Source organism: Pseudomonas sp. 1928-m (assembly GCF_029269135.1).
Classification (GTDB): domain Bacteria; phylum Pseudomonadota; class Gammaproteobacteria; order Pseudomonadales; family Pseudomonadaceae; genus Aquipseudomonas.
The window spans coordinates 484710-509863 of the sequence record NZ_JARIXO010000001.1; the positions used below are offsets into that span (position 1 = coordinate 484710).

The 25154-nt window shown below is 62.8% G+C and carries 16 protein-coding genes; 5 read left to right on the top strand and 11 right to left on the bottom strand.

What is annotated here, in order from left to right:
• Window positions 1-221: 221 nt before the first annotated feature.
• Window positions 222-2231: a DNA helicase Rep gene (gene rep, locus P3C18_RS02205; RefSeq protein ID WP_275960238.1), complete on the bottom strand. Its 2010-nt coding sequence runs from the start codon at window positions 2229-2231 to the stop codon at window positions 222-224.
• A gap of 266 nt (window positions 2232-2497) precedes the next feature.
• Between rep and P3C18_RS02210 the strand changes: the two genes are divergently transcribed.
• Together P3C18_RS02210 and P3C18_RS02215 are read left to right on the top strand one after the other, a co-directional pair.
• Window positions 2498-4168 (top strand): bifunctional diguanylate cyclase/phosphodiesterase, encoded by a 1671-nt coding sequence (locus tag P3C18_RS02210; RefSeq protein ID WP_275960239.1) that lies wholly within the window; start codon window positions 2498-2500, stop codon window positions 4166-4168.
• A 263-nt stretch (window positions 4169-4431) separates the two neighbouring features.
• Window positions 4432-6408, top strand: a complete 1977-nt coding sequence (locus P3C18_RS02215; protein ID WP_275960240.1) for a methyl-accepting chemotaxis protein — start codon at window positions 4432-4434, stop codon at window positions 6406-6408.
• 85 nt (window positions 6409-6493) lie between these two features.
• Here P3C18_RS02215 and pbpG read toward each other — a convergent pair whose 3' ends face one another.
• Complete coding sequence (gene pbpG, locus P3C18_RS02220) at window positions 6494-7399, bottom strand: D-alanyl-D-alanine endopeptidase (protein WP_275960241.1); 906 nt, start codon at window positions 7397-7399, stop codon at window positions 6494-6496.
• A gap of 143 nt (window positions 7400-7542) precedes the next feature.
• On the opposite strand from pbpG, the gene chrA reads away from it, so the two are divergent.
• Window positions 7543-8886 (top strand): chromate efflux transporter, encoded by a 1344-nt coding sequence (gene chrA, locus P3C18_RS02225; RefSeq protein ID WP_275960242.1) that lies wholly within the window; start codon window positions 7543-7545, stop codon window positions 8884-8886.
• 173 nt (window positions 8887-9059) lie between these two features.
• Here the strand turns inward: chrA and P3C18_RS02230 are convergent, their stop codons facing one another.
• The 9 genes from P3C18_RS02230 to dibA form a co-directional block, all read right to left on the bottom strand.
• A complete protein-coding gene (locus P3C18_RS02230) occupies window positions 9060-10406 on the bottom strand; it encodes a glutamine synthetase family protein (RefSeq protein WP_275961561.1) in 1347 nt (448 codons plus the stop codon).
• Window positions 10407-10430: 24 nt separating this feature from the next.
• The gene (locus P3C18_RS02235; RefSeq protein WP_160085955.1) at window positions 10431-10988 is read right to left on the bottom strand and encodes an XRE family transcriptional regulator; all 558 of its coding nucleotides are present in this window, start codon (window positions 10986-10988) and stop codon (window positions 10431-10433) included.
• A 71-nt stretch (window positions 10989-11059) separates the two neighbouring features.
• Complete coding sequence (locus P3C18_RS02240; protein WP_275960243.1) at window positions 11060-12349, bottom strand: FAD-binding oxidoreductase; 1290 nt, start codon at window positions 12347-12349, stop codon at window positions 11060-11062.
• An 85-nt stretch (window positions 12350-12434) separates the two neighbouring features.
• Window positions 12435-12890, bottom strand: coding sequence for a GNAT family N-acetyltransferase (locus P3C18_RS02245; RefSeq protein WP_275960244.1), 456 nt, complete (start codon window positions 12888-12890; stop codon window positions 12435-12437).
• A gap of 8 nt (window positions 12891-12898) precedes the next feature.
• Window positions 12899-14551 carry a diguanylate cyclase gene (locus P3C18_RS02250; protein WP_275960245.1) on the bottom strand — a complete coding sequence of 551 codons (1653 nt, stop codon included), beginning with the start codon at window positions 14549-14551 and terminating at the stop codon, window positions 12899-12901.
• The gene (locus P3C18_RS02255) at window positions 14544-14930 is read right to left on the bottom strand and encodes a response regulator (RefSeq protein WP_275960246.1); all 387 of its coding nucleotides are present in this window, start codon (window positions 14928-14930) and stop codon (window positions 14544-14546) included. Before P3C18_RS02255 ends, P3C18_RS02250 begins: the two co-directional genes overlap by 8 nt.
• On the bottom strand, window positions 14923-19404 hold the full coding sequence (locus P3C18_RS02260) for a PAS domain S-box protein (protein WP_275960247.1): 4482 nt from the start codon (window positions 19402-19404) through the stop codon (window positions 14923-14925). Before P3C18_RS02260 ends, P3C18_RS02255 begins: the two co-directional genes overlap by 8 nt.
• 40 nt (window positions 19405-19444) lie before the next feature.
• Window positions 19445-20578, bottom strand: coding sequence for an HDOD domain-containing protein (locus P3C18_RS02265; RefSeq protein ID WP_275960248.1), 1134 nt, complete (start codon window positions 20576-20578; stop codon window positions 19445-19447).
• 10 nt (window positions 20579-20588) lie between these two features.
• A complete protein-coding gene (gene dibA / locus P3C18_RS02270) occupies window positions 20589-22508 on the bottom strand; it encodes a phosphodiesterase DibA (protein WP_275960249.1) in 1920 nt (639 codons plus the stop codon).
• Window positions 22509-22677: 169 nt separating this feature from the next.
• Between dibA and desA the strand changes: the two genes are divergently transcribed.
• Together desA and P3C18_RS02280 are read left to right on the top strand one after the other, a co-directional pair.
• Window positions 22678-23862, top strand: a complete 1185-nt coding sequence (gene desA / locus P3C18_RS02275; protein ID WP_275960250.1) for a delta-9 fatty acid desaturase DesA — start codon at window positions 22678-22680, stop codon at window positions 23860-23862.
• 100 nt (window positions 23863-23962) lie between these two features.
• Window positions 23963-24934 (top strand): sensor domain-containing diguanylate cyclase, encoded by a 972-nt coding sequence (locus tag P3C18_RS02280; RefSeq protein ID WP_275960251.1) that lies wholly within the window; start codon window positions 23963-23965, stop codon window positions 24932-24934.
• The last annotated feature ends 220 nt before the right edge of the window (window positions 24935-25154 follow it).

Below are 25154 nucleotides of genomic sequence, written 5' to 3' on the forward strand. Positions count from 1 at the left end.
TTTTGCCTAGGATGGGTGATAACCCATCGCTGCGGTTGATGGGTTATCACCCATCCTACGGTCTGCGCTGTAGGTTGGGTTGAGACGCGCAGCGGCGAAGCCCAACATTGGCGGCCGCATGGCATGTCACTCGCCTTGTTGGGCTTCGTTCCTCAACCCAACCTACATCGTGATTGATCAATTATCCCTGGAGGCCACACCACGGGCGCGCCGCTACGCGGCTATTTCTTCAGCATGGCGCGCATATTGGCCAGGGCCGAGTTACCGGTGGCGGCCTTGACCTCGGGCGGTGCGTCGTCCAGGCCTTCCCAGACTAGATCCTCGGGCGGCAGTTCATCGAGAAAACGGCTCGGTGAGCAGTCGATAATTTCGCCGTACTGTTTGCGCTTGGCAGCGAAGGTCATGGTCAGGTTGCGTTTGGCGCGGGTGATGCCGACGTAGGCCAGGCGCCGCTCTTCTTCAACCGTATCGGCCTCGATGCTGGAGCGGTGCGGGAGGATTTCCTCCTCCACGCCGAGGATATACACCGACGGATACTCCAGGCCTTTGGAGGCGTGCAGGGTCATCATCTGCACGCCTTCGGCGCCTTCCTCTTCTTCCTGCTGGCGCTCGAGCATGTCGCGCAGCACCAGCTTGCCGATGGCGTCCTCGATGGTCATGTCGCCGTCTTCGTCGCGCTCCAGGGTGTTCTTCAGCGCTTCGACGAGGAACCAGACGTTGCCCATGCGCGCGTCGGCGACCTTGTCGTTGGAGGCGTTCTGCCGCAGCCAGTTCTCGTAGTCGATGTCCATGACCATGCTGCGGATCGCCGCAATCGGGTCGTTCTGCGCGCATTCCTGGCGCACCCGGTCCATCCACTTGGTAAAGCGTGCCAGGCGTTCGGTATAGCGCGCATCCAGTTGCTCGCCCAGGCCGATTTCGCCGGCGGCGGCGTACATGCTGATCTTGCGGCTGGTGGCGTAGTTGCCGAGCTTTTCCAGGGTGGTCGAGCCGATTTCCCGGCGCGGCACGTTGATCACTCGCAGAAAGGCGTTGTCGTCGTCCGGGTTGACCAGCAGGCGGAAGTAACTCATCAAATCCTTCACCTCCTGGCGGGCGAAGAAGCTGGTGCCGCCACTGAGGCGATAGGGAATCTGATGGTGCTGCAGTTTCAGCTCCATCAGCTTGGCCTGGTAGTTGCCGCGATAGAGGATGGCGTAGTCGCTGTAAGGGCGCTCGGTGCGCAGGTGCTCGGTAAGGATTTCCAGGGCCACCCGCTCGCATTCGGCGTCTTCGTTCTTGCAGCGGATTACGCGGATCTCGTCGCCCATGCCCATCTCGCTCCACAGCTGTTTCTCGAAGGCATGCGGGTTGTTGGCGATGAGGATGTTGGCGCACTTCAAGATGCGGCTGGTGGAGCGGTAGTTCTGCTCCAGCATCACCACCTTCAGCGAGGGGTAATCCTCTTTGAGCAGCATCAGGTTTTCCGGGCGCGCGCCGCGCCAGGCATAGATCGACTGGTCATCGTCGCCGACCACGGTGAACTGGTTGCGCATGCCCACCAAGAGCTTCACCAGCAGGTACTGGCTGGCGTTGGTGTCCTGGTATTCGTCGACCAGCAGGTAGCGGATGCGGTTCTGCCACTTTTCCAGAATGTCGGGGTTGTCCTGGAACAGCTTCACCGGCATCAGGATCAGGTCGTCGAAGTCCACCGCGTTGTACGCCTTGAGCGTGCGCTGGTAGTGCAGGTAGACGATGGCGGCGGTTTGTTCCTTGGGGTTGCGCGACTCGGCCAGGGCCTGCTCAGGCAGGATCAGATCGTTTTTCCAGCTGCCGATGTAGTTCTTGATCTCGTCCGCGCCGTCATCGCCGGAGTATTCCTTCTGCATGATGTCCGACAGCAGCGCCTTGATATCGCCCTCGTCGAAGATCGAGAAGCCCGGCTTGTAGCCCAGCGCCGCGTATTCCTTGCGGATGATGTTCATACCCAGGTTGTGGAAGGTCGACACCGTCAGGCCGCGGGCTTCGGGGCCCTTGAGCAGGGTGCCGACACGTTCTTTCATCTCGCGCGCGGCCTTGTTGGTAAAGGTCATGGCGACGATATGGCGGGCCTGGATACCGCAGTTCTGCACCAGGTGGGCGATCTTGCGCGTGATCACGCTGGTTTTGCCGGAGCCTGCGCCGGCGAGCACCAAAAGTGGGCCGCCGACATAGTTCACGGCTTCCTGCTGCCGGGGGTTCAGTCGGGACATGGAGTCAATCGTCAGGCGGAATGGGCGCGCATTTTAACAGGCCTGGCGCTTTCTGCCGTGACCATCTGGAAGTGTGTCGCAGCGCACATAATGGCAAACCGCCAGGCTTGGTTAATTTTCCTAATCCAGTACTCTGGTGCCACTTTCGGGTCCTTGCCATGCCGCAGGGCGCGCGCCACTGACACAAGGATGTGCGTGATTAGACGTCGATTACGACGCATCCGAGCGGGTTCAATGCTCTTTATTTGTGCAGTGGGGGAAGTTGTTTGTCCGCGTTCGTCGAACCATTACGGTTGCTTTTGCTGGCGGAAACGCCGGGCTGGGCGCAATTGCTGCGCGAGCGTCTGAGTGCGCTTGGCAGTGGTTATGCGCTGATCACCGCACCGTCCTGGGAGGCGGCCAGCGCGCTGTTCGATAAACCCAGCAACGCCCTGCTCCTGACCACCGCCAAATACCTGCCTGCCTCCGGGCGCTGCTCCCTGCCGATTGTCCTGCTGTTGGATGCCGAGCCCGAAGCCGAGCCTGAGGGCGTGTGCGACTGGCTGGTGCGCGACCAGCTCAGCGCCGAGGTGCTGCGCCGTTGCCTGCGCTATGCGCGTGAGCGCGGCAACCTCAACGACACCTTGCACCGCCTGGCCGAACAGGACGCGCTGACCGGGATTGCCAATCGCCAGGGCTTCCAGACCCTGCTGGCCGCGCGTCTGGCCGAGTACGAAGGCCGCGGCCTGACCCTCGGTCATCTCGACCTGGACAACTTCCGCCACGCCAACGATGCCCTCGGCTACCAGGGCGGCGACAGCCTGATTCTGCAGGTGGTGGCGCGGATCAAGGCGCAGCTGCAGGCCGGCGACCAGGTGGCGCGCCTGGGTAGCGATGAATTTGCCTTGCTGCTCGACAGCCGCCGTGACCCACAGCGCGCCGAGCGCCTGGCTGCACAGATTACCGAAGCTCTAGGTGAGCCCTACTGGATCGACGGCGAAAGCCTGCTGATCGGCTGCAGCCTGGGCCTGGCCCATTCCCGCGCCGAGGGCAGCGCCGACCCGCTGATGTGGCACGCGCATATCGCCATGCAACAGGCCAAGAGCCAGCAGGGCTGCACCTTTCATATCTATGACGAGCGGATCAACCGCAGCGCACGCAACCAGGCCGACCTGGAAAGCGAGCTGCGCCGCGCCCTGCGTCGCGACGAGCTGGAACTGCATTACCAGCCGCGCCTGTGCCTGCAGACCGGACGCATAGTCGGCCTGGAAGCACTGGTGCGCTGGCGCCACAGTGTACATGGCCTGCTGGCGCCGAATGAATTTGTACCGCTGGCCGAGGAAAGCGGGCTGATCGTGCCGCTCGGTTACTGGGTGATCAGCCGCGCGCTACGCGATATGCAGTGGCTACGCGGGCGGGGCCTGCCTGCGCTGCATATGGCGGTCAATCTGTCGTTCCGCCAGTTTCAGGACAGCCAGCTGCTGCCAACCCTCAGCCGTCTGATCGAAGAGCGCGGGGTGGATGCGCAGTGGCTGGAGTTCGAGCTGACCGAAACCGCAGTGATGCGCCGCAGTGATCAGGTGCAGCAGACCATGCTGGCCCTCGGTCGCCTCGGCGTGCGCTTCTCGCTGGACGACTTCGGCACCGGCTTCTCCTCCTTCGTGCACCTGAACAACCTGCCGATCACCCTGCTGAAAATCGACAAGAGCTTTGTCGGCGGCATGAGCGAGCGCGCGGAAAACCGCCAGCTGGTGCGGGCGATGATCAACCTGGCGCACAACCTCAACCTGCAGGTGGTGGGCGAGGGCGTGGAAAACGCCGAACAACTGGCGCTGCTGCGCCAGTACGGCTGCGATCAGGTGCAGGGCTACCTGATCAGCAAGGCCTTGCCGCTCCCCGAGCTGGCGCGCTTTCTGGTGTTTGGTATGCGTCAGCCGTTGCTCGGGCTGAGCAACTAGGCATCGCCTGGGTCAGGCCTGCGGGGTAGCCTGAAGCGCCTGTAGACCCTCACTCCGGCAATTTCAGACCGCCGCTAATCCTTAGTGGCGAAATAGGCATGTTTGCCTGGTGCAGCCCTCTATCGGCAAGCGAAAGCCGATCAATTTTGCTTGGCTATATTCTTAGTACTCCGCTCAAGTATTCTGTGCGGTCGCCGAGTAAATAAAGGCGATTACGCCTTTTATTACCCTATAACTGCCGCTTTATGCCTTTGGAGGCATGCATGACCTCCCCACGTTCTCGGATTGCTTGGCAGTTGGCCACTGCATTGGCCTTGGTGCTGGTTCTACTGATTAGTGCCAGCACCGTATTCGCCCTGCGCTCGTTGAACCAGGCCAACCTGGTTACGCGGCAGGAGCATCTGGGCAGCGAGGCGCGTCTGCTGGCCGATCAGCTGAGCACTTTTCATGACAGCCTGCGTGAGAGCACTCAGCGTCTTGCCGGTCTGTTTGAGCGGCGTTTCAGTGGCGGCTTGAGTGTGCAGGGGGCTGAGCGAGTAGCTGTGGCCGGCATGCAAACCCCGGCGCTGTACCTGGGCTCCAGCCTGTTGAACAACGATTTCACTGAAGTCGATGAGTTTCATCAGCTGACTGCAGGCGTGGCCACGGTGTTCGTACGCGATGGTGATGAGTTTGTGCGCATCAGCACCTCGCTGACCAAGCCTGATGGCACCCGCGCCATCGGCACGGTGCTCGACCATCTGCATCCCGCATATAAACGTCTGCTTGCTGGTGATGGCTATGTGGGGCGGGCGTTGCTGTTTGAGCGCTTCTACATGACTCAGTACACCCCGGTGCGTGACGCCAGCGGTCGGGTAATCGCGGTGCTGTTTGTCGGCTTCGACTACACCGATGGGCAGAACGCGCAGTTTGAGAATCTCAAGCGCTTCCGCATCGGCGCCACGGGATCGCTGGCGTTACTCGACGATCAGGGCAAGTGGCTGGTCGCCCCGGCCGGTGCACGGGAGCCTGAACAAATCGCCGGCAAGCTCGCTGATGTACTGGCTGAGCCAGGCCATGGAGCGTTCTGGAGTGACGGTGTCGAGGAGTTCTTCAGCGTAGCCATGCCGTTTTCCGGCGGGCCCTGGCAGGTGCTGGCGAGTATGCCGCGTGAAGAAATCCAGGCGGTGACCTGGCGCGTGGGTAGCCAGTTGGCAATCGGCAGCCTGGTGACATTGCTGCTGGCGGTCGCGGCAGTGATCTGGTTGTTGCGGCGCAAACTGCGCCCGCTGGGTGATCTGGTGCAACAGGCGCAGGCATTGGGCGCAGGCGATCTGAGCGCGCGTCTTAACGTCACCAGTCAGGATGAGATTGGTGAGCTGGCGCGCAACTTCAACCAGATGGGTGAAGCGTTGTCGACCATGGTGGCGCGCATTCGCGGCGCCGCACACAACGTCAGTAGCCGTGCTCAGGCCTTGTCCGGCTTGGCCAGCGGTGCTTATGAGGGTATCGAGCAGCAGTCCGGTGAGATCAGCAGCATGGCAGGTGCTGTGGAGGAGTTCAGCGCCACGTCGCTGAACATTGCCGACAACATGCGCAATACCGAACGCCTGGCCAGCGACAATGCTCAGCAGACGCGCATTGGCCGCAGTTCGATGACCGAGGCTTCGAGCGCTCTGGAGCAGATTGCCAGCTCACTGAATGACACGTCCGTAGTGGTCAATACCCTGGGCCAGCGCTCGCAGGAGATCGGTGGAATTGTCAGCGTGATCACCTCGATTGCTGATCAGACTAACCTGCTTGCGCTCAACGCGGCCATCGAGGCCGCCCGCGCTGGCGAGCAGGGCCGTGGTTTTGCCGTAGTCGCCGATGAGGTACGCAGCCTGGCTTCGCGCACCCGCGAGGCGACCAACGAAATATCCGCAATGATCGGCAGTATTCAGGGCGAGACCAACAGTGCGATCAGCACCATGGAGCAGGGCAAGCTGCTGATGCAGGATGGGCTGCAGCGTAACGCTAAGGTTGCTGCTGCACTGGGCCAGATTGCCGAGCAGAGCAATGCGGCGGGTGAGCAATTCACCGCCATTACTACCGCCACCAGCGAGCAGAGCAGTACCGCGACGTTGCTCAGCAGTAACCTGCAAAGCATTGCGCTGGCCAACAGCGAACAGCGCGAAGTGGTGGCCAATTTGGCACAAACTGCCCGCGAACTGGATCAGCTGGCCGAAGAGCTGCGTCAGGAGGTCGGACGCTTCCAGTAACGCCTCGGTTATTAGGTTGAGGCTTTTCTATCTGTGGAGCGCAGCACGACGGAGCGTCGTGCTGATCCGGCTGTTTATCTGTTCGCTACTGCGCCGCCTTGGCCTGACGCTGCGCCAGTTTCTGCTGGCGGTAGCTGATGGCCGCTGGCGGTACGGCGGTGACCTTGCCGGTTTCCAGCCAGCGCTTGAGGCGGTTGGCGTCGGCCATATGGGTGTATTTGCCGAAGGCATCCAGCACCACGAAGGCCACCGGGCGGTTATTCATCACGGTGTTCATCACCAGGCAGCGGCCGGCTTCGCCGGTGTAGCCGGTCTTGCTCAGCTGCACGCTCCAACCCGGTTTGCGCACCAGGTTGTTGGTGTTACGAAAACCCAGGGTGTAGTTGGGTTTGCGGAATGCCTGGGTCTTTTCCGAGGTGGTGCTGAACTGGCTGATCAGCGGGTACTGGCGCGCGGCTTTGAGCATCAGCACCAGGTCGCGGGCGCTGGAGACGTTGTGCTCCGACAGGCCGGTGGGCTCAACGAAACGCGAATGCTTCATGCCCAGGGCGCGGGCTTTGGCGTTCATCGCCGCGACAAAGGCCGCGTGACCGCCCGGGTAGTGATGCGCCAGGCTGGCTGCGGCGCGGTTTTCCGAGGCCATCAGGGCCAGCAGCAGCATGTCGCGGCGGCTCAGTTCGCTGCCCACGCGCACGCGGGAGAACACGCCGCGCATGTCATGGGTGTCGCGAATCATGATCGGCAGCTGCTGATCCAGCGGCAGCTTGGCGTCGAGGGTGACCATGGCGGTCATCAGCTTGGTCACCGAGGCAATCGGCACCACGCTGTCGGCGTTACGCTCGTAGAGCACCTGATTGGTCTGCAGGTCGACCAGCAGGGCGCTGCCGGCGGCCAGGTCCTGTTGTTTGGCGGGGGCGGCCTGGGTGTTCGATGCAACTACAACGCAGCTGCAGATCAGCAGCAGGCTTACTATCGAATGACGGATTTTCACAGAGAGCTTCACGGGCAGGTTGGAAGGAGGGCGCAGCGCTGCCAAGTATACGGAAATCCGTGCCTGGGCTTGAGCCGTGCCGGCTTAAATCGTCATGCGCTCGCGCTATAGTGCGACCGTTTTTATCACCGTGAGTTGCCCGCATGTCCGAATCATCTGCATCCACTGCGCCGCCAGCAGTGAGCCTGCGCGAAGCCTTCTGGTTCTGGCTCAAGCTTGGCCTGATCAGTTTCGGCGGGCCTGCCGGGCAGATCGCGATCATGCACCAGGAATTGGTGGAGAAACGCCGCTGGCTATCCGAGCGGCGTTTTCTGCATGCGCTGAACTACTGCATGCTGCTGCCGGGGCCGGAGGCGCAGCAACTGGCTACCTATATCGGCTGGCTGCTGCACCGCACCTGGGGCGGGGTGATTGCCGGGGTGCTGTTCGTGCTGCCGTCGCTGTTTATCCTAATCGGCCTGTCCTGGCTGTATATCGCCTATGGTGATGTGCCGCTGGTGGCGGGGATCTTCTACGGGATCAAACCGGCGGTGACCGCCATCGTGATGCAGGCGACTTGGCGCATCGGCTCACGGGCGCTGAAGAACAACTGGCTGTGGGGCATCGCCGGGGCGTCTTTTGTCGCCATCTTTGCCTTCAACCTGCCGTTTCCCTTGATCGTGCTTGGCGCCGCGCTGCTCGGCTACCTCGGTGGCCGCCTGTTGCCGCAACAGTTCAGCCTGGGCGGCGGGCATGCGGCGGCTGGTCATTCCTACGGTCCGGCGCTGATCGACGATGACAGCCCGCCGGTGGCGCATACGCGCTTTCGCGCGTCGCGCCTGGCGCTGTTGCTGGCGGTGGGCGCGCTGCTCTGGCTGCTGCCGATGGGCCTGCTGACCTGGCTGTATGGTTGGGACGGCACGCTGACGCAGATGGCCTGGTTCTTTACCAAGGCGGCGCTGCTGACCTTTGGCGGCGCCTATGCGGTGCTGCCCTATGTCTACCAGGGCGCCATCGGTCACTACGGCTGGCTGACTCCGACGCAGATGATCGACGGCCTGGCCCTGGGCGAAACCACGCCGGGGCCGCTGATCATGGTGGTGGCGTTTGTGGCGTTTGTCGGCGCTTATTTGCAGCCGGTATTCGGCGGCGATTCGGGCTTTGTCAGCGGCGCGCTGGCAGCGGCGCTGGTCACCTGGTTCACCTTTCTGCCGTCCTTCCTGTTTATTCTCGCCGGCGGGCCGCTGGTGGAGTCGACCCACGGCGAGCTGAAATTCACCGCACCGCTGACCGCGATTACTGCTGCGGTGGTCGGGGTGATCCTTAATCTGGCGCTGTTCTTTGCCTACCACGTGCTCTGGCCGCAGGGTTTTGCCGGCACCTTCGACTGGCCGTCGGCCGTGCTGGCCGTGGCGGCGGCGCTGGCGCTGCTGCGCTTTCAGCGTGGGGTGATGGAGGTGCTGCTGGTGTCGGCGCTGGCCGGGTTGGCGGTGCATCTGTTGCGTTGAGGCCGCAAGCTAGGTGGGGGCGTAGGATGGGTGATAACCCATCGCGGCAATTGATGGGTTATCACCCATCCTACGGGTTACAGCCCGTAGCCTGGATAAGCTCCAGCGCAATTCGGGGAGAGTTCCCGGATTGCGCCAGGGCTTATCCGGGCTACGCGATGGCCGTGTGGTGGCTAGAGAAACCAGCGGTACTCCCGCGCACTCACTTCCTGCATAAAAGCCAGATGGTCTTGGCGCTTGTTCTCGCAGTAGACCATGACGAACTCACTGCCCAGGCCCTGGTTGACTACCGGGTGGTCGCGCATGGCGCTGACTGCGCCGAGCATGTCCTGGGGGAAGTCGATGCCGCTCTGGCGGTTTTCGTTGAGCGGGGCAATCGGCTCTTTGCCGGCATCCAGGCCGTGCTCCATGCCGGTGAGAATCGCCGCCAGCACCAGATAAGGGTTGGCGTCGGCGCCGGCCAGGCGGTGTTCGATGCGCAGGTTCTTGCCGTCCGATTCGGGGATGCGGATGCACGCATCGCGGTCCTCATAACCCCAACTGGCGCGGCTGGCGGCGTTGACCATGGCGCCGTAGCGGCGGAAAGCGTTGTGGTTGGCGGCGAAGATCGGCATGCAATGCGGCAGCAGCTCCAGGCAGCCGGCCACTGCATAGCGCAGCGGGCGCTGCTCATCGGCCGCGAGCAGGTTGCCGCCGGCGGCGTCATACAGGCTGACGTGTACATGCATGCCGCTGCCCGGCGCGTGCAGGTAGGGCTTGCTCATAAAGCTGGCACGCTGGCCGTGCTTGAGCGCCACGCCACGGGTGCTGCGGCAGAACAAAGCAGCCCAGTCGGCGGCGCGCAGGCCGTCGTCGCAATGGCCGAAGTTGATCTCGAACTGGCCGGGGCCGAGTTCGGCGGTGATCACGTTGGCGTCTACGCCTTGTTCGTTGGCGGCGTCGACGATCTCGTGCAGCACATCGGCAAAGCGCGACAGGCGCTCTATATGCATATTCGGCTGATCATCCGCATCGTCGCACAGTGGGTCGCGGGGGAACTGCGGCAGGCCGTCCTGCAGCTTGCGATCAAACAGGTAGAACTCCAGTTCGAACGCCACCACCGGGCGGATACCGCGTGCTGCCAGGCGCTTGAGCACGCGAGCGAGTACTTCACGCGGTTCGAATTCGATGGGCGCAGCGGTGCCGTCGGAGCTGATCAGCATCTGCCCCAGCGGTTGGCTTTCCCAGCGTACCGGCTTGAGCGTGCCGGGGATCAGCCGGCGCGGTGCGTCCGGGTCGCCGTCGTTAAAGCAGTAATCGCCAATCGGGTGCAGGCCGCCCTGTACGCCAAGCAGCACGCAGTTCTGCGGGATTTTCAGCGGGCTGCCGGCGGCGACCTTCTCGAGCATGTCGATGGGGTAGCGCTTGCCGTAGAAGTGCCCGGGGATGTCCAGGCTGATTAGGTCGACATAGCGCACTTCGGGGTTGGCGCTACGGAAGGCGCGGACTTCGCTGAGCAGGTCGGGGAATGCTGTTGTTATTGTCATGGCGGCTATCTGCGCGGGTCAGGTGAAGACCCAGAGCACTCGTGTGGGGGAATCGGAAAGGTTGGCGTAGCGAAACTGTGCGTGCGGCGGCAGCTGGAAGCTGTCGTTCGGGCCGAGGGTGACCGGCTCGGCGGCGTCGCCGTACCAGATGGTCAGTTCGCCTTCGAGGACAAAACCGCCTTGCTCGGAGCTGTCGTTCAAATGTCCGTCGCCGCTGGTGGCGCCAGGGTCCAAACGGCTTTCGAGCATGGAGAAACCGCCGGCCATGGTCGGTGAAGCCAATACGTCCGTAATGCCGCCGGCGTAATACAGCGTGCGGCGCTCACCCGGACGGGTGACCCAGGGCACGTCGCGCGGCTTGCTCAGGCTGTAGAAATAGGTGGTCGGCACGCCCAGGGTTTCGCTGATCGCGGTGAGGTCAGCCACGGTTGGGCGCGACAGGCCGCGCTCGACCTGGGAGAGAAAGCCCACCGAACGGTCGATACGCGCGGCCAACTCACCCAGGGTGAGGTTCTTGTGCTTGCGCAGGTCGCGGATCAGGATCGCCAGACCTTCGACTTCTTCCTGCATATCCATGGGTTTTCCTTATGGCGTAGCCCGGATGAAATCCGGGGAGGGTGGTCCCGGATTACATCCGGGCTACGGGTTCAAATCACATCGCGCAGGCGATACCAGGCTTTGCCCACCGCCTCGATCGGCGCGGCGAGTAGGTCGCCGCCGGGGAAGCGCGGGTTGCTCAGGCCCTGGTACAGCTCAAGCAGCGCGGCGTCACCGAGGATCGCATCGCTGACCGCGCGGGCGGCCGCCAGGGTCGGCAGGATGCCGTGGCCGGAGAAGCCCTGCAGCCAGTACCTCTGCCCGCTGCGGCCGACATCCGGGGTGCGGTGCATGGTGCAGTCGATATGCCCGCCCCAGCCGTAGTCGATCTGCACGCCACGCAGTTGCGGGAACACCCGCTCCAGATAAGGCCGGGTGGCCGCCGGTACGTCCGCCGGGATGCCGCCCAGGTAGGTGCAGCCACCGCCGAACAGCAGGCGGTTGTCCGGGGTGACACGGAAGTAGTCCGGCACGAACTGGTTGTCGATGGCGCAGGTGCCGCGCGGGAACAGCGAGCGCGCCAGCTCCGGGTCCAGCGGCGCGGTGGCGACCTGGTAGGAGCCGACCGGCAGCAGGCGTTTCGACAGCTGTGCATCGAGCTTGTCGATATAGGCGTTGCAGGCCAGTACCAGCACATCGCTGCGCACCTCGCCCTGCTCGGTGCGCGCTATATAGCCCTCAGCCGTTTCGCGGTATTCGAGCGCCTTGCTCTGCTCGAAGATCTTGCCGCCAGCCTTCTCGATGGCATCGGCCAGGCCCTGGGCCAGTTTCAACGGGTTGAGGTGCGCGGCGCCGCTGTCATGCAGGGCCGCCAGGTAGCGTGGGCTGGCAATCCACTGCGGCAGTTCGTCCTTGGCGATAAAGCTCAGCTGCGAGTAGCCGTACTTCTGCTCGGCTTCTTCCAGGCTGTCCTGCAGTTGGCGCACGCGGCGCGGCAGTACGGCGGTGTAGATCGCGCCGGTGCGGTAATCGATATCGAAGTTGTGCCGCTCGGGCAGCTCGCGCATTTCCTCGGCGGCCCAGACCATGCTGTCCCACAGGCGGCGGGCGCGTTCCAGGCCGAGGGCCTTCTCGAACGGCGGCATGTCGCAGGACCAGCCCGGCAGCGCCTGACCACCGTTACGCCCGGAGGCGGCCCAGGCCAGGCGACTCGCTTCCAGCACGACCACTTTCTTGCCGGCCAGGGCCAAGCGCAGTGCGCTGTGCAGGCCGCTGAAACCACCGCCGATAATCAGCACATCACACTGCAACGCTTCCTGCAGGCGCGGGCGCAGGGGGATGGCGCCGGGGTAGGTGCCGGCGTAGTAAGTGCCGATATGTTGGGCGGATTGTTTGAACATGGCGCGCCTCATGAAATTCTATTTAAATAATTTCATGAAAATCTACGCGATAAATTTCATAAAGCCAAGCGCGAAGGCATTTGGCCTAGTTGAGGTCGATGGCCAGACGCAGGCGATCCTTATGCTGCAAACCCTGCTCGAATAGCGGCTCGGGGTAGTGCTGAAGGAAGTAATCCGGCTCGACGGCGTACACCCGCAGGCCGGCGCGCTGGTAGAAGGTCAGCTGGTGGCCGAAGCTGCCGGTGGCCACTTCCAGGCGCGTGGCGCCCAGCTGCTTAGCGCTGTACAGGGCATGTTGCAGCAGTTGTGTGCCGATACCCTGGGCCTGACAGCTTGGGTCGACGGCGATATTCATCAGCTCCAAGGTGGCGTGGCTACGCGCCTGCAGCACATAGACGCCGACGACCACGCCATCGCGCTCGGCGAGGTAGCAGTGCCCGTCCGCCAGGTAGGCTTGCACATATGGCAGATGCGGATCGGCTTCCAGCAGCAGGTCCATGGGCAGCTGCGCGGCGTTGCAGGCGCGAATATCCAGGCTCATGGTCAGCTTCAGCGCACCTGATTGCGGCCGTTGTGCTTGGCCGCGTACAGAGCGCGGTCGGCTTTATCCAGCAGGTCGTCGGCACTCGCCGGGGCGTCTTCGGTGGAGGCGATGCCGGCGCTCAGGGTGACTGAGAACTGCTGGCCACTGGCGATAAAGTGCAGTTCGGCAAAGCGCTGGCGGATCTCATCGAGAATCCGCAACGCCTGGTCTGACGGACAATCCGGCAGCACCACGAGGAACTCTTCGCCGCCATAACGGCCCAGGCTGTCGATGCGCCGCAGGCGTTGACGCAGCAGGTTGGCCAGGGCGCGAATAACGTTGTCGCCGGCGGCATGGCCGTAGCTGTCATTGACCTTCTTGAAAAAGTCGATATCCAGCATCGCTACGCTGGCCGGTTTGCCGCTGCGCAGCGCGCGCTCCAGCTCGACTGCCGCCTGCTCCTTGATGTCGGCGTGCTTGAGCAACCCGGTGAGGCTGTCGCGCGACAGCGCGTTGCTCAGCAGGCGCGCGCGCTGGGCGCGGGAGAACACGGCGGCAACCAGGGCGTTGTCGGAAATCGGTTTGGTGACGAAGTCATCGCCGGCCTTGATCAGCGCATTCATCTGCCGGTTGATGTCGGTTTCCGCCGACAGGTAGATGATCGGCACGCGCAGCCAGTCATCGTTCATGCGGATGATCTGTGCCAGTTCAGGGCCGGTGCAATCGGGCATGCTGACATCCAGCAGCACCACCTCGGGGTTGAAGCTGCGCATGCGGGCGAAGATTTCCGCCGGCTCATGAAGCATCTCCACCAGCATATTGGCGCCACGCAGAATCAGGCTGAAGCGGCTGGCCAGCTCGCGGTCGTCGTCGATGATCAGCACCCGGTACGGCTCGCCCTGTTGCTGGGCGAAGCAGCGCTCCAGGCGGTTTTCCAGTTGTGGGATGTCCACCGGTTTGGTGAAAAAGCCCATGGCGCCGACGCGCACGGCCTCCAAGTAGGTGGCGAAGTCGTTCTGGGTGGTGATCACCAGCAGCGGCAGCGGCTCATCCAGGCGTTGCTGCAGGCTGGCGGCATATTCCAGGCCGGTAAGGCTCTCGTCGGGCAGGTTGACGTCGACGATCAGCGCATCGGGCAGTTGCTGCTGCAAGGCGGCGTCGAGCTCGCTGATGCGGCTGAAGTGCTCGGCGTGGTAGCCGAAGTTATTCAGCGTCAGGCGCATGTTCTCGCCAATCGACAGCTGGTCTTCGAGGATATAAATGCGCCGCGCGCTGCTATTCGGCCGTGGCGGCTTGACCGCGCGTGTGGCGGGCTCCTGGCTACGTTCGGCCTGGAACTGCTGGCGCGCCAGTTGCTGCAGGCTGCGGCTGAAGTCTTGCAGGCTCTGCTGTTCCTTCTGCAGGGTTTCCAGCCATTGATCGGCTTCCTGCTCCAGCTCGCGGGCACGCTGGCCGAGGCTGCTGAAGCCGAAGGTGCCGGCGGCGCCAGCCAGCTTGTGCAGCTGGTCGCGCAGGCTGTGCAGGTGCTGCAGCTGCTCCTGCGGGTCGGCGGCGTGCAGCAGGCGTTCGGCGTTCTGCGCGAGGGCCGGCAGTTCCACCTGCAGGCGCACGGCGAAGGCATTGCTCAACTGCTGCAGGTGTTGCTGCAGCTCATCGGTGGCGCTCTTGCCGTTACTCATGGGCCAGGCTCCAGATCTTGCGCACCTGCGCGGCCAGCTGCATGGGGTCGAAGGGTTTGATGATCACATCGCGGGCGCCGAGGCTGCGGTAATGGGCGATTTCCGCCGGTTGCACCTTGGCGGTCATAAAGGCCACCGGCACCTGGCTGATGTCGATCAGCCGGGCGATCTGCGCCAGGGTTTGCGGGCCGTCCATGTCCGGCATCATCACATCCAGCAGGATAAAGTCCGGGGCAAAGCCCAGCAGTTGATCCAGGGCGTCGCGGCCGGATGAGCAGCTGAGCACCTGAAAGCCACCCACCGCTTCCAGCGCCAGCTTGGCCACGGCCTGGATCGATGGATCGTCTTCCACGTGCAGAATACGTTGCAGCTCAGACATGCCGGTTTTCCTCGGGGCTGGCGGGCGATTCTGGCGTCGCCTCTAGGGCCAGGGTAGTCAGTTCGAACCAGAAAGTCGCGCCGTGGCCGGGGCTGGAGTGGAAACCGATCTGCCCGCCCATGCGTTCGATGATTTCCTTGCTGATCGCCAGGCCCAGGCCGGTACCGCCTTTCTGCCGGGTGTCGGTGGCGTCGGCCTGGGAGAATTTGCTGAAAATCCGCGCCTGGAAGTTTTCCGGCACACCGGGGCCGTGGTCGGTCACGCTGACGCGGACAAGCGCGTTGTGCTGCTCTACACGCACTGCCACGGTCTGGCCCTGGGGTGAGAACTTCGCCGCGTTGGACAGCAGGTTGGCCAGTACCTGGGCCAGGCGCAGCTTGTCGACGCGCACCCGTGCTGGGGTCGCCGGGTCTTGCAGCTGCAGGTGCACCTGGTAGTGCTCGGCGTACGGCTGGTTTTCTTCGATGGCCTGTTCCAATAGTGGTTGCAGCGCTTCGTCGTGCAGCTCGAAGAGCATCTTGCCGGCCACCAGTTTGTCCATGTCGAGCAGGTCGTTGATCAGCAGGTTGAGGCGCTGGCTGTTGTCCTGAGCGATCTGCAGCATCTGTTGCATGCTCGCTGGCACCGCGCCGAGAGCGCCGCCATTGACCAGGCCGAGGGAGCCGGCAATCGCGGTCAGTGGGGTGCGCAGTTCATGACTGACGGTGGAAACGAATTCGTTCTTCATCCGCTCGATGCGTTTGCGCTCTTCGATATCGCGGATCACCGCAATAAAGCGCCGCTCGCCCTGGTGGCTGATCTGCGAGATGGCCAGCTCGATGGTGAAGGTCTCGCCGTTGCTGCGCATGGCGGTCAGCTCGATTTCCTTGCCGAGCATCTGCTGGATACCGGTTTTCAGGAAGTGGCTGAGGTAGCGTGCGCGCATCGAACGCTGTGGTTCGGGCAGCAGCAGGGTCGCGCGGTGCCCGGAAACCTCCAGGTGGCTGTAGCCGAAGATGCGCTCGGCGGCGTGGTTGAAGGTTTCGATATAGCCCTGCTGGTCGATGGTGATGATCGCGTCGAGCACGTTGTCGAGCAGGGCGCGCAGGTAATCCTCGCGCTCCCTGATGGCCATTTCTGAGGCGATACGCTCGTTGAAGTCCTGAATCTGCACCACAAAGTGCACCGGCTTATCGTCGCTGTCGCGCACCAGCGATACGCTCAGCAGCACCCAGATGATCCGCCCCTGGCTGTCCAGGTAGCGTTTCTCCATCTGGTAGGAGCTGATCTCGCCGGCCAGCAGCTCCTCGACGTTCTGCAGGTCGGTTTCCAGATCGTCGGGGTGGGTGATCTGCTGGAAGTTGCTGCGCAGCAGCTCTTCGCGGCTGTAGCCGAGCATCTCGCAGAGCACTTCGTTGACCTCCAACCACTGCCCTTGCAGCGACACCAGGGCCATGCCCTGCGGCGCGGTGCTGAAGGCGCTGCTGAAACGCTGCTGGCTGAGGCGCAGCTGGTCTTCCACGGCCTTGCGGTCGCTGATGTCCCAGATGAAACCGGAAATCCACTGCAGCTCGCCGTGGCTGTCGTATTCGCCGCGGCCTTTTTCCCGTACCCAGACGCTGTGGCCATCGGCGTGCTGCAGGCGGTAGGTCAGCTCGAAGGACTCCTGACGCTCGATGGCGGCCACTGCGCGGAAGGTGATCGGCAGATCGTCGGGGTGCACCACGCTGGAAAAGCTGCGTACGCGGTTGTTGATAAAGTCGCTGGCTGGGTAGCCGCTGAGTGCCTGGATTTCTTCACTGAGGTAGCTCATCGACCAGCTTTCATCGTTGCGGCAGCGGTACACCGCGCCCGGCAAACTGCTGACCAGGCCGCGGAAACGGCTTTCGCTTTTTTGCAGGGCACGTGTGGTCTGGTGCAGGTCGTTGATATCGCTGGCAATACCCAGGTAACCGGTGATCACCCCCTTGGTGTCACGCATAGCGCTGACCGTGAGGTTGACGATGCGCTGCTCGCCGTTTTTGCGCCGGTAGGTCCACTGGCGGGTTTCCGGCTCGCCCAGGTCGGGGAGGCGGGTAAACACCGCAAAACCGCTGACCTCACTGCCAAGTTGGCGGCTGAGCTGGCGGCCACGCGTCTCTATTTCTTCGCTCAGGTGGAACAGTGCGGGGCTGTGCTGGCCGATGACCTCTGCGCTGCGATAACCCAGCAGGCGTTCGGCGCCGGAGTTGAACAGGGTGATCAGGCCGTCGGTATTAGTGGTGATGATGCTGACCCCGGTGGCCGAGTCGAGCACCGCCTGCAGAAAGCGCCGTGCCTCGCGGGTCTGTTCTTCATGGCGCATGCGCTCCAGGGTGGCGCCGACCCAGCGGGCGAACAGGCGCATAAATTCTTCGTCGGCATCATCGAATGGCCTATCACGCGCCGCGCTTGAGGCGAAGCACAGGGTGCCGAAGCGCTGGCCGGCGACCCAGATGCTGGTGCCGATATAACTTTCCAGGGCGAACAAGGGGTAGCAGGGGTGCGCGGCATGTTCGCTCTGGCCCATGGCGGCAATGGCCAGCACATCGTTGCTGCGCAGGGTGATGCTGCAGTAGGTGTCGCCGAGGCTGAAGCACTGGCCGTCCTGCAGGGTGTCGGGCGGCGAAACCTGCACCCTGACCTGGTAGCTGTCTGCGTTGATCTGGCTGATGATGCCAATTGGCATGCCATAGAACTCGGCGCCCAGTTGCAGGGCCTGGCGCAGTTGTTCGTGGCTGCTCAGTTTAGGCAGTGCGGCAATCTCGTTGAGTGCGCGCAAGGCGGCTTGTTGGCGCTGCATGTGTTGCTGAGTCTGCGCGCGCTGGCTGTCGCGGCGCAGGGCTTCGAGCAGTTGGCCGAGGGTGGTCAGCAGTGGTTGCAGCAGGGCGGTGAACTGCTCGTCGTAGCCACCTGCACGGTTGGCCAGGCCAAGCATGCCGCGCAGCTCGCCGTTGGCGTGAATGGGCAAGCCGGCAAACGCCAGCAAGGGCGGATGCCCCGGCGGCAGGCCGGCGCTGTGTGGATGATTGCTCGGGTCGTTGCTGATCAGCGGCTGACCGCTGCGGATCACCTGGCCGAACAGGGTGTCGAGGTTGCGGAATTCCAGGCCCTGTGGCGCATGCTCGGCATAGAACGCGCGGCTTGGTGCATCCCAGGCGATATTGCTGATGGCGAAGGTGCGCAGAAAGGGCGCGCCGGCTTGGTCATGGCGGATTTCCCCAACAAAGCCGAACTGGCTGGCGCTGACCTCGAGAATCCGCCCGAGCAGGGTATCGAAGGCCTCGCGCTGGTTGTCCGCGTTGATATAGGCCGCCTGCGCCTGGGTAATCAGCGCCAGCAGTTGGCGCGATTCTTCGCTTTGTTGGTGTTTGCTCTGCAGCTCGGCGTGGTGACGACGCATAACCTGCTGGCTGCTGTGCCGGGTGGCCTGCAGCAGCAACAGCAAGAGCATTTCGGCGGCAAGCCAGGCCAGCAGCCATTTGATCACCAGCCAGCGTTTGTCGTGTTGGTGCAGGCTGTACAGCGCCGTGATATCGCGCCAGGTCAGTGCTAGTACCGGGCTGCCGGTGCTGGCCGGGTCGGCCTGGTAGCCGTTCAAATGCATTTGGTTGAGCAGGTAAGTGCGGCCTTGATCGTCGAGCAGCTTGAAGGTATTGCCCGCCTCGGGCGCGGGCAAACGATGTTGCGCCTGCCAGCGCTGCACCTGCACCTGGGAGAACCCGGCCAGATGCCAGTATTCGGGCTCTGTAGTCGGGGTGCGCAGCACTTCGCCGCTGCTGCCTGGCGTTTGTAGCTGGCGCTTGAGCAACAGGGCCACCCCGGCATCCAGTTCGCGGTCCAGCTGTTGCAGGTTGCTCAGCACATCCAGGCTGACCTCCAGTGCGCCGACATTAAGCAGACCCGCGGGGCTTTCCACCTGCAGCGGCACGATGGCGCGCATGCTCAGGCTATCGCCATTGGCCGCCAGGCCGGCGGTTGCCGAGCCCTGGCTCAGGCTGTCGAGCAGCATGGGCCGCTGTGCGGCTGGGAAGTCGGCAAACCACTGCGGCTCATGCACCCGCAGCAGCACTTGGGCACTAGGCGCCAGGTGGATATACAGGGCAAACGGGCGGATGCCTTGCAGGTTGCGCCAGCGCGGGACGAGGCGGGTGTACAGCTGGTTGCGGATGGCATTCAGGCTGTGTGTATCTGTTGGCTCATCGCTTTGCAGCGCATGGGCCTGGCGCACCAGCTCGACCAGCCAGGCGTCGGCAGCGATGGTTTCGGCCAGCAGCTGCGCCTGTTGTTGCAGTTCCTGCTGGCTGTTGCGCAGGGTCAGGCTTTGCAGCTCGTGCTGCTTGGCGATTTGCAGGTTCCACAGGGTTTCCCGCTCATTCAGGGCAAAACCGCCGAGCACGCTGAAGAAGATCGCCAGGCCCAGGCTGCCGAGGCCGACGATCCAGTGGATGGTGTTGGGTTTGAACGGCTTAAGCATCCATCCGCCTCATCACGCGTACATGCACAAAGAGTGTCATTCAGCTCAGTCCCGCCAGTCGGCGCAGGCGCGCCAGCTCAGGGTCATCAGCTGCGCTGGTGAGTTCGCAGGCGGCCAGGCGCATGAGGATATTCTCGCGTTTGACGTTGTTGGCCGGCAGGTTGTAGGACGCCCCTATCAGCTCGCGCAAGTGCATCGGCAAGTGCCACTGCGCCTTGATGCTGATGGCAAATGGGCTGCTGAACTGATCGAGTGCCTGCATCACCTGGGCTTCGCTGAAGCTTTGCCCGCTGTCCTGCCACGCCTGCGCCAGATACAGCACACAGAGCTCGCCCATGCGGTGCAACAGGGCGGCGGTATGAAAGGGGGCAGGGTCCATGGCGCACTGGCGCGCAAGGTAGGTGCTGCGTTCGATCAGTTGCTCGGTGCTGTCCAGGTGCGCCTGGGCAAACAGGTGCAGCAGGGCGTTATCCAGCGCGCTGCATTGGCGCAGGGCCAGGCCCAGCGCCAGGTTGAGGCTGTTGATCGCGCCGAGTTTGTGCAGCGCCTCAAGAAGATTGGTGCAGGATTTACCGGCCTGGGTGTAGGCACTGCTGTTGGCCACGGCGAGCAGGCGCGCGCTAAGTGCTGGGTCGTGTTGCCACTCGTTGGCCAGCTCGCGCAGGTCGATCTGCTCGCCCTTGAAGCTTTGCAGCAATCGATCACGCACATGCGCCTTGAGCGGTAATTGCAAGGCGCTGCTGGGCAGGCTACGCAGGTGGTCGAGCAGGTCGTGCTGGGTGTTGCGGGCCTGGTACGGCTGCTCGTCGTTGTCTGCGGGCAATAGGGTTGCCAGGCTGGCGGCGACATGCGCGGCCTGGAAGGGTTTGCTGATAAAGGCGTTGATTTTCAGGGCGCGCACGGCCAGTACGCTGGCGCGGTCGGAGCGGCCGGTGATCACCACCAGCGGCGTGCTGCTGTTGTCGCGGCGCACCTGCTCAAGCAGACGGGTGCCGGGGCCGTCCGGCAGGTTCCAGTCGCAGATGACCATCTGCGCCGGGCGCTGCTGCCATTCGCGCAGGGCCGCGCTGACGCTGTCCAGGCACACCACCTGGCTGCAGGGGCGCAGGCTGAGGACGATCTGCTTGAGTAGATCGGCGATCCAGCTGTCGTCTTCCAGAATCATGATCCGCATACGTGGTGCCTTAGTTCGTCGTTGCGGCGCTTGGCGCCAAGTGTTTGGCCAGCTGCTCTGCAGGTTGCGGACGGCCGAAATAATAGCCCTGGGCGTGGTCGCAGCCGAGTTGCTGGAGCAGTTCGACCTGTTCGGGCTGCTCAATCCCTTCTGCCAGCACCTTGAGCCCCATGCTGTGGCCGAGGGCGATCACCGCGCGGGTGATGGCTACATCATCCTGATCATGTGGCAGGCCGCTGACAAAGCTCTGGTCAAGTTTGAGTTTGTGTACCGGCAGACGCTTGAGGCGCGCCAGCGAGCTGTAGCCGGTGCCGAAGTCATCAATCGCCAGGCGAATGCCGAGGGCGCGCAGGCGTTCGAGCAAGGCCAGGGCTGCGTCGGGGTTTTCCATCACCGCACTTTCGGTGACTTCCAGCTCCAGGTGCGCCGGGGCGAGGCCGCTATCGCGCAGCACCTCGGCCACCCGCAGGTCGAGCTCGCCACGGCTGAACAGGCGACTGGAGACATTCACCGCGACAAACCTCAGCTTAGATCCGGCAATTTGCCAGGCAACCATCTGCCGGCAACTCTGTTCCAGCACCCAGGCGTCGATGGCGCCGATCAATCCGGTTTCTTCGGCAATCGGGATAAATTCGCCGGGCGCCACCAGCCCGCGTTGCGGATGCTGCCAGCGCACCAGGGCTTCGACGCCGATCATCTCCTGGCTGCGCAGGCAGATCAGCGGCTGGTAATAGACGCGCAGCTCCTGATGATCCAGGGCATGGCGCAGGGCGCTGGCCAGCTCGACGCGCTGGTGCGCATGTTCGGTCAGTTCCTGGCTGTAGAAGGCATAGTTCTCACGGCCGCTGTTCTTGGCCTTGAACAGCGCCGAGTCGGCGTTGCGCAGCACCTGGCCAACATCGCCGGCCTCGCTGGGATAGAGGCTGATGCCGATGCTGGCAGTGATAAACAGCTCCTGCTGATTGATGCTGAAGGCCTGGGTCAGGCACGCCTGCAGACGCTGCGCAATCACTGCCGCCTGTTCGGCGCTGCTGCAGCTTTCATCAAGCAGGCCGAACTCATCACCGCCCAGACGCGCCAGGGTCATGCGCTTACCGAGTTGTTGGCCGAGACGCTCGCCGACGTCCTTGAGCAGCAGGTCACCAATGTTGTGGCCGAGGCTTTCGTTGATGTTCTTGAAATGGTCGAGGTCGATCAACAGCACCGCGCCGCCTTGGCCATCGGTTTTTGCGCGTTCGAGGGCTCGCTCGACGCGTTCGGTAAACAGCAGGCGGTTGGGCAGGTTGCTCAGCGGGTCGTGGTGCGCCAGATAATCCAGCTCACGTTGCGAGCGTTTCAGTGCGCTGATATCGGAGAACACCGCGACGTAATGGCTGATCTCGCCCAGTTCATCGTGGATCACCCGGATGCATTGCCACTGCGGATAAATCTCGCCGCTCTTGCGCCGGTTCCACACCTCGCCGCTCCACGCGCCGCGGTTTTGCAGAGCACTCCAGAGGCTGTCATAGAAGCTTTTGTCGTGCCGTCCGGATTTCAGCATGCTCGGTGACTGGCCGAGGATTTCCGCCTGGCTGTAGCCGGTGATGCGGCTAAAGGCCGGGTTGCAGTGGACGATATGCTGCTGCGCATCGGTGACCAGCACGCCTTCCTGGGTGGCATCGAATACCGCCGCAGCCTGGCGCAGGCGCTTTTCGTTACGTTGCAGGGCCTGATGGGCCTGGCTGTGCTGCTGCCGATGAGTGCGGAGCACGGCATACAGAAAGCCTGCGGTGGCTAGCACAAACGCCAGGCCCTTGAGCAGTTGCGCACGTTCCAGTTGCACCAGCGATAGCCCTAGGGCGATCAGCAGACCGTCGCTGAACAGCACCCAAAGGGCGGCGGCGAGCATATAGCCGAGAGTCAGGCGCCAAGCGCCTTGTGGAGCATTCATGGGATAAAAGTCAGTCCTTTGCCTAAGACCGGCAGTATAGATGTTGATAAGGGCGCGGCATTCTTATGCAAAAGACCAACTGGTTTTCTGATCCGGGTCAGGGATAATGTGTACAGATGTGCGCTAAAAAAGCGGCCATGTCTTTCCTTTTTCATGAGGCACGTGATCCATGTGGTACAACGGTTTTCTTGACTTGTCGGTCTGGCAGTTGATCGCAGTCACCCTGCTGATGACGCATGTGACCATCGTCAGCGTCACGGTTTATCTGCATCGCTACTCGGCGCATCGCGCGCTCGAATTGCACCCGGTGCTGAAGCACTTCTTCCGTTTCTGGCTGTGGCTGACCACGGCGCAGAACACCCGCGAGTGGACCGCGATCCACCGTAAGCACCATGCCAAATGCGAAACCGTGGATGACCCGCACAGCCCGGTGATCAAGGGCCTGAGCACCGTGTTGCGTACCGGTGCCGAGCTGTACCGCGAAGAGGCGAAGAACCCGGAAACCCTGCGTATTTACGGCAAGAACTGCCCGGAAGACTGGATTGAGCGCAACCTCTATTCGCGCTTCCCGGTTGGCGGTGTGGCCTTGATGGGCGCCATCGACCTGGCGTTGTTTGGTGCTGCCGGTATCACCATCTGGGCGATCCAGATGATGTGGATTCCGGTCTGGGCGGCTGGCGTGATCAACGGCCTCGGCCATGCCGTTGGCTACCGCAACTTCGAATGCCGTGATGCGGCGACTAACCTGGTGCCCTGGGGCATCCTGATCGGCGGCGAAGAGCTGCATAACAATCACCACACCTACCCCAACAGCGCCAAGCTGTCGGTGAAGAAGTGGGAATTCGACATGGGCTGGTTCTGGATCAAGCTGTTCAGCCTGCTCGGCCTGGCCCAGGTGCAGCGCGTTGCGCCGATTGCCCACCGGGTGGAAGGCAAGCGCAGCCTGGACATGGATACCGCCATGGCCATTCTCAACAACCGTTTTCAGATCATGGCGCAGTACCGCAAGCTGGTAATCGCGCCGCTGGTGCAGCAGGAGCTGGCCAAGGCCGATGCTTCGGTTCGCCATCACTTCCACCGTGCCAAACGTCTGCTTTCGCGTGAGCCGAGCCTGCTTGATGAAACCCACCAGGCGCGTATCCAGCGCATGCTGGAGCAAAGCCAGGCGCTCAAGGTGATCTACGAAAAGCGCCTTGCCCTGCAGCAGATCTGGGTGAAAACCAGCGCCAATGGCCACGACATGCTTGAAGCCATCAAGCACTGGGTCAGTGATGCCGAAGCCAGCGGTATTCAGTCGCTGCGCGAGTTTGCCGAGCAGCTGAAGACCTATTCATTGCGGCCGGCAACCGCCTGACGGTCTGCAGCACCAAGGAAGCCCGCCTATTGGCGGGCTTTTTAATTTCTGGCGTATGCTGCTGTCATATCCCCGTTATCTGAGCGCAGCGGCGGTGTTTATGGATGAAGTCAGCAGACAGCAGCTCGAACAGGAAGAGTTGACCCTGGCGCTGTTGCACACCCGCGCCGAGGTGGCGCGCCTGCAGGAGCGTGAGCAGTTGTTCAGCACCCTGCTGGGCAGCGTCAATGCGGTGCTCTGGGCGTTTGACTGGGATGCCCAGCGGGTGATCTACGTCAGCCCCGCCTACGAGCGGATCTTCGGCCGCTCCGCCGCGCTGCTGTTGGCCGGCTACGAAGAGTGGCGCAACAACATCTACCCGGATGATCTGGATTACGCCGCCGAAAGCTTCGCCCAGGTGCTGGAAACTGGTGCGGTCGAGGCCCGCGAGTACCGCATTATTCGTGGTGATGGTCAGGTTCGCTGGCTCAGCGACAAGTGTTTTGTCAGCCGTGAAAGCTCGCCCGGCAAGCCACATATCATCGTCGGCATCGCCGAAGACATCACCGAGAAGAAGCAGCTGGAAGGCGAGTTGCACCGCCTGGCCACCACCGATGTGCTGACCCAGAGCAGCAACCGTCGGCACTTCTTCGAATGCGCTCAGCGCGAGTTCGAGCAGGCCCGTGAATATGGCAGCCCGCTGGCCTTTCTGCTGCTCGACCTCGACGACTTCAAACAGATCAACGACCGTTACGGCCACCAGATGGGCGATCAGGTGCTGCAGCGCCTGGCCTACAGCGGCGCCACCACGTTACGCCGGGGTGATCTGTTCGGGCGTATCGGCGGTGAAGAGTTTGCCGCGCTGTTTCCACGCTGCGAGCCGGAGTTGGCCGAGCAGATTGCAGAGCGCCTGCAGCGCGAGGTGCGCCGCTTAAGTTTTAACCACGAAGGCACAACCTTCGGTGTGACCCTGAGTCAGGGCCTGACCAGCCTGCGCCCTGACGATGCCAGCCTGGATGCCCTGTACGCGCGCGCCGATGCCGCGATGTACCGGGCCAAACGCCAGGGCAAGAATCAGATTGTGCTGGACTGACCAGGCGCACAGGCACGCCGTTAGCGTCGCCTGTTGGCGATAACCCGCCTTTTTGCTTTTTGCCATAGGCAAAAAACCGCTTATTACCTCTTCAGCAGGCCTGCAGAAAACCTCCTGTAAACCCGGAGAGCCTTGTAATAGAGGCTTTGGCGGGCTGTTTTTGGTAGCTGGCACAGTATCTGCGTAGGGCTCAGCACATAACGGCCAGGGTTATTGGCCG

What these genes read in the sequence shown, in the direction of transcription:
- P3C18_RS02215 (WP_275960240.1), top strand. Translation starts at nt 4,432, where the DNA reads ATGACCTCCCCACGTTCTCGGATTGCTTGGCAGTTGGCCACTGCATTG.
- dibA (WP_275960249.1), bottom strand. Translation starts at nt 22,508, where the DNA reads ATGAATGCTCCACAAGGCGCTTGGCGCCTGACTCTCGGCTATATGCTC.
- P3C18_RS02245 (WP_275960244.1), bottom strand. Translation starts at nt 12,890, where the DNA reads ATGAGCCTGGATATTCGCGCCTGCAACGCCGCGCAGCTGCCCATGGAC.
- desA (WP_275960250.1), top strand. Translation starts at nt 22,678, where the DNA reads ATGTGGTACAACGGTTTTCTTGACTTGTCGGTCTGGCAGTTGATCGCA.
- P3C18_RS02235 (WP_160085955.1), bottom strand. Translation starts at nt 10,988, where the DNA reads ATGGATATGCAGGAAGAAGTCGAAGGTCTGGCGATCCTGATCCGCGAC.
- rep (WP_275960238.1), bottom strand. Translation starts at nt 2,231, where the DNA reads ATGTCCCGACTGAACCCCCGGCAGCAGGAAGCCGTGAACTATGTCGGC.
- P3C18_RS02260 (WP_275960247.1), bottom strand. Translation starts at nt 19,404, where the DNA reads ATGCTTAAGCCGTTCAAACCCAACACCATCCACTGGATCGTCGGCCTC.
- P3C18_RS02255 (WP_275960246.1), bottom strand. Translation starts at nt 14,930, where the DNA reads ATGTCTGAGCTGCAACGTATTCTGCACGTGGAAGACGATCCATCGATC.
- P3C18_RS02265 (WP_275960248.1), bottom strand. Translation starts at nt 20,578, where the DNA reads ATGCGGATCATGATTCTGGAAGACGACAGCTGGATCGCCGATCTACTC.
- P3C18_RS02240 (WP_275960243.1), bottom strand. Translation starts at nt 12,349, where the DNA reads ATGTTCAAACAATCCGCCCAACATATCGGCACTTACTACGCCGGCACC.
- chrA (WP_275960242.1), top strand. Translation starts at nt 7,543, where the DNA reads ATGTCCGAATCATCTGCATCCACTGCGCCGCCAGCAGTGAGCCTGCGC.
- P3C18_RS02280 (WP_275960251.1), top strand. Translation starts at nt 23,963, where the DNA reads ATGGATGAAGTCAGCAGACAGCAGCTCGAACAGGAAGAGTTGACCCTG.
- P3C18_RS02250 (WP_275960245.1), bottom strand. Translation starts at nt 14,551, where the DNA reads ATGAGTAACGGCAAGAGCGCCACCGATGAGCTGCAGCAACACCTGCAG.